Source organism: Buchnera aphidicola str. Bp (Baizongia pistaciae) (assembly GCF_000007725.1).
In the GTDB taxonomy this organism is placed as follows: domain Bacteria; phylum Pseudomonadota; class Gammaproteobacteria; order Enterobacterales; family Enterobacteriaceae; genus Buchnera_B; species Buchnera_B aphidicola_H.
This window is the reverse complement of sequence record NC_004555.1, coordinates 1-2,399: the sequence shown is the minus strand read 5'-3', so window position 1 is coordinate 2,399 and position 2,399 is coordinate 1. Positions and strand designations below refer to the sequence as shown.

The window sequence follows — 2,399 nt, the reverse complement described above, 5'->3', positions numbered from 1 at the left end:
TTATTTTTAATCCTTTTTTAGATTGGAATTCCATAATATAAAGATTATTTTTTAGTTTTAGTAATAGTTATGTTTTTTTCTTTTTTAAAAGAATATAAACCGTTATTTTGCATCTATTACCTATGGAGCATCTATTTCAAAATGAACATGCATTTATTAAAAAAAAAAATTATCTTCTAGAAATTAAATAAGGTTCATTAGCTAAATTTCGAAGATAAAAATATTCTATATTTACTTGTTTTTTAAATTCTTGTAAACTAATTTGAGCTAATTCTGAACTTGAATATTTAGACACTAGATATTTGATAATCTTTTGTCTAATATCTTTTTCATCTAACTTAAAAAGCTTTTTTGCGTATCTTTTTTTTCTCTGTAATAAATGAAAATTATTTCGTAGTTCTAAAATTTTATTAATTTGTTTCTCCCGACTTACTAACTTCGCATCTGAAAAAGATAAGGGTTTTAATCCCCTTTCTATTAACTTTGTATTTAACCACCCTAATTGCTGTTTTTTAGCATTATTTAATTTTTCTTTTGAAATTCCAATTAACTCAAAAAACAAGGGGGTTAACATAATTATTTTAGGCATATAACAACCTAGAATTTTATCCCATTTTTTCTTACATTTTATGAATCCCATAGGTTCCATAAATTGAGATATCAATCGAGATGCCCGAGTGATAGATTTGTTTCCACTTTTAGACACAGTAGATAAACCACATTCATCTGCTAATTGTTCAATAGATGCTTGTACTAAATCTGAAGTGATATTAAAGTGATATATCATAGCAGGGACAATAACTCTCATTGCAGCCGCTCTATGTTCATTTAATTGCCTATGTCTTGGGATAATAGATCCTGTTTTAGGGTCTCTGAGTTTTAGAATATAATTTAATTCACTTCTTGCAACATCTATTTTTTTAGCTTGTTCTAAAGCATAATTAATAAAAGCAGGTCTTCTTTTATCTCCCTTAGGAGGAGTAAAAAGGGGGGAAATATTATTTACGTAGTTTTTTCTCTTTAACATTTTTTACCTTCAATTTTTATACTTTATGTAATATACATATTTATATCATTAAAAATAGAGAATTTCAAATTTTTACCTCTACTACATATTTATTTCTTAATATTTTTATATTCTGTATTTATTTTTTCCTTTATTTTTTTTGGACCTAGTTTTTTTAATTTGTTTAAAGAATATTTATTTATTATTTTTTTTAAGATTTCTTGTTTAGCAAAAGTTTCAGAAGAATTAATATGTACATTTTTATTCTTTAGTATTTTGAACTCTTGTTTTAGATGAGTATCTCCCTCGGAAAGAGAACTGTTTTTAACAAGGATCATAAAAAATAATGGGGTTAATATTATTTCTTTTGAGAATTTATTGTTGGTAGTTTTAATTTTCTTACATTTTATGAATCCCATAGGTTCCATAAATTGAGATATCAATCGAGATGCCCGAGTGATAGATTTATTTCCACTTTTAGACACAGTAGATAAACCACATTCATCTGCTAATTGTTCAACAGATGCTGTTACCTTCTTCGTTTTAATATTAAAATGATATAACATTGCTTGAATTATTGCTTTTATAGCAAGCAATCTATTTCTATTTAATTTTCTAAATCTAACTAATATATTCCCTGTTTGAGGGTCTATAGGTAAAGTTGAGTTAAAAATTTCACTTCTCATTAAATCTATTTTGTCAATTTCATTAATTATTTTTAATATAAATTTATTTTTTTGAAAAACTAAATGTTTAAATTTAAATTCAGGATTTTTATTAAAAACATATATCCTTTTTTTATTTTTCTTTTTGGTTTTAATATTTAACATAATAATAACTTTTTTATGAAATCTTAATTTTATATTTAGATTTTTTTAATTTAAGAACGCACGTTCTATGAGTAACCTCTTTTGCTCATTTTATCTATACAAGCCATACCAAAAGCAGAAATGACAAAGGTAAGATGTATTAAAACACACCACATAATTTGATCGTTAGAAATTTTTTCTGCATCCATAAACAATCTTAGCGAATGAACAGAAGAGATTGCAACTATTGATGAAGCTACCTTATTTTTTATTGAGTTAACGTCCATTGTACCCATCCATCCTAGTTTTTTCTTGTCTGTTTTAATTTCCATTTTAGATATAAAATTTTCGTATCCAGAAAACATTACCATGACCAATAAACCTCCTACTAATGAAATGTCTATCAGTGATAATACTACTAAGACTAATCCTGATTCCGACATCATTAAAATCTTTGGAATTACAAAAATTATTTGTTGGAAAAACTTTAATGTTAATAGTATAAATCCTAAGGATAATCCAATATATACTGGGAACATTAGCCAACGGGAAGCATAAATTATCCTTTCGATTAATTTTTCCAC

The 2,399-nt window shown here is 25.4% G+C and carries 3 protein-coding genes; all 3 read right to left on the bottom strand.

Features of this window, described 5'->3' with window-relative positions:
* Positions 1-169 precede the first annotated feature (169 nt).
* The 3 genes from BBP_RS02790 to BBP_RS02780 all read right to left on the bottom strand — a co-directional run bounded on the left by BBP_RS02790 (position 170) and on the right by BBP_RS02780 (position 2,399).
* A complete protein-coding gene (locus tag BBP_RS02790) occupies positions 170-1,027 on the bottom strand; it encodes a replication-associated protein repA1 (RefSeq protein WP_011097468.1) in 858 nt (285 codons plus the stop codon).
* Positions 1,028-1,116: 89 nt separating this feature from the next.
* Positions 1,117-1,836 carry a replication-associated protein repA2 gene (locus tag BBP_RS02785; RefSeq protein WP_011097470.1) on the bottom strand — a complete coding sequence of 240 codons (720 nt, stop codon included), beginning with the start codon at positions 1,834-1,836 and terminating at the stop codon, positions 1,117-1,119.
* Between the two features lie 65 nt (positions 1,837-1,901).
* Positions 1,902-2,399: a TIGR00645 family protein gene (locus BBP_RS02780; RefSeq protein WP_011097469.1), complete on the bottom strand. Its 498-nt coding sequence runs from the start codon at positions 2,397-2,399 to the stop codon at positions 1,902-1,904.